We start from the raw sequence: 1,845 nt of genomic DNA on the forward strand, positions 1-1,845 counted from the left end.
ACGGGGCGGAGCGGGCTCGGGGGATGGCCCGGCCGAACGTGGATGCCGCTTATCGCGCGATCGGGTTGCTGCCGGCCGTGCCGGAGGCGGCTGACGCGGGTGGGGCCGTGCTGAGGGTGTGAGGAGTGGTGCGGGCGTCGGGCGGGTCGCCCGCCCGACGCCGGCAGTGCTCAGTTGTTGGTGCCGGTGGCCAGGGCGCGGCTGCGGTCGCGGGCGGCTTCGAGGGCGGCGATGAGGGCGGCTCGTACGCCGTGGTTCTCGAGTTCGCGGATGGCGTTGATCGTCGTGCCGGCGGGGGACGTGACGTTCTCGCGGAGCTTGACCGGGTGTTCGCCGCTGTCGCGGAGCATCGTCGCGGCGCCGATCGCGGACTGGACGATCAGGTCGTGGGCCTTGTCGCGGGGCAGGCCGAGGAGGATGCCGGCGTCGGTCATGGCTTCGACCAGGTAGAAGAAGTAGGCCGGGCCGGAGCCGGAGAGGGCCGTGCAGGCGTCCTGCTGGGACTCGGGGACGCGGAGGGTCTTGCCGACGGCGCCGAAGATCTCCTCGGTGTGGGCGAGGTGGTCGGCGGTGGCGTGGGTGCCGGCGGAGATGACGGACATCGCCTCGTCGACCAGGGCGGGGGTGTTCGTCATGACGCGGATGACCGGGGTACCGGGGGCGAGGCGCTCCTCGAAGTACGCGGTGGTGATGCCGGCGGCGCCGCTGACGACCAGGCGGTCGGCGGGGACGTGGGGGGCGAGCTCGTCGAGGAGGGTGCCCATGTCCTGGGGTTTGACCGTGAGGATCAGGGTGTCGGCGTTCTTCGCGGCTTCCGGGTTGGTGACCGGGGTGACGCCGTAGCGGCTGTGGAGCTCTTCGGCTCGTTCCTGGCGGCGGGCGGTGACCAGGAGGTCGGCCGGGGTCCAGCCGGCTCGGATCATTCCGCTGATCAGGGCTTCGCCGATCTTGCCGGTGCCGAGGACTGCGACTTTCTGGGTCATGGCTTTCGGTGCCCTCCGGGGGTTGCGCGTCGTCCGGGTTCATCCTCGCACTCGGGGATGACCGGATGGGTTCCTGTCCGGTGGGCGGGATGTCGGTCGAACGCCGGGCGGGCCGCGTCGGCTACGCCGTCCGGCGCCTGAGGGTCGCCGCGCCCAGGCCCAGTACCAGGAGGGCGCAGCCCGCGACGATCAGGACGTCACGGACGAAGGTGGCGGTCATGTCCGTGTGGCGGAGGACCTCGTTCATGCCGTCCACCGCGTAGGACATGGGGAGGACGTCGGAGATCGCCTCCAGGACCGGGTGCATGTTGTCGCGGGGCGTGAACAGGCCGCAGAGGAGGAGCTGGGGGAAGATCACCGCCGGCATGAACTGGACCGCCTGGAACTCCGAGGCCGCGAAGGCCGAGACGAAGAGGCCGAGGGCCGTGCCGAGGAGGGCGTCGAGGAGGGCCACCAGGAGGAGTAGCCAGGGGCTGCCGGTGACGTCGAGGCCGAGGAACCAGACCGCGAGGCCCGTGGCCAGGGCGGACTGGATGATCGCGAGGGTGCCGAAGGCCAGGGCGTAGCCGGCGATGAGGTCGCCCTTGCCGAGGGGCATGGCGAGGAGGCGTTCGAGGGTGCCCGAGGTGCGTTCGCGCAGGGTGGCGATGGAGGTCACCAGGAACATCGTGATCAGCGGGAAGATCCCGAGCAGGGAGGCGCCGATGCCGTCGAAGGTGCGGGGGCTGCCGTCGAAGACGTAGCGCAGCAGGAGCAGCATCACGCAGGGGATGAGGATCAGCAGCGCGATGGTGCGGGGGTCGTGGGCGAGCTGGCGCAGGACGCGGGTTGCGGTGGCGGTGGTTCGGGAGGCGTTGAGGGC

At 71.3% G+C, this 1,845-nt stretch carries 2 protein-coding genes and 1 pseudogene; 1 reads left to right on the plus strand and 2 read right to left on the minus strand.

Annotation, left to right across the window (positions count from 1 at the left end):
* Window positions 1-122: pseudogene (locus CA983_RS48695) on the plus strand (tryptophan--tRNA ligase); the annotation flags it as partial.
* Between the two features lie 48 nt (window positions 123-170).
* On the opposite strand, the gene proC reads toward CA983_RS48695, so the two are convergent.
* Entirely contained in the window at window positions 171-983 is an 813-nt protein-coding gene (gene proC, locus CA983_RS43265) for a pyrroline-5-carboxylate reductase (RefSeq protein WP_086606067.1), read from the minus strand.
* A gap of 121 nt (window positions 984-1,104) precedes the next feature.
* Window positions 1,105-1,845 (minus strand): ABC transporter permease (locus CA983_RS43270; RefSeq protein WP_086606068.1); only part of this gene is annotated, 741 nt, incomplete at its 5' end.

The sequence above is a fragment of the Streptomyces swartbergensis genome (genome assembly GCF_002148965.1).
GTDB classification, from domain to species: Bacteria; Actinomycetota; Actinomycetes; order Streptomycetales; family Streptomycetaceae; genus Streptomyces; species Streptomyces swartbergensis.

Excerpts from the sequence above, each read along its gene's own strand:
- proC (WP_086606067.1), bottom strand. The coding sequence starts at position 983 with ATGACCCAGAAAGTCGCAGTCCTCGGCACCGGCAAGATCGGCGAAGCC.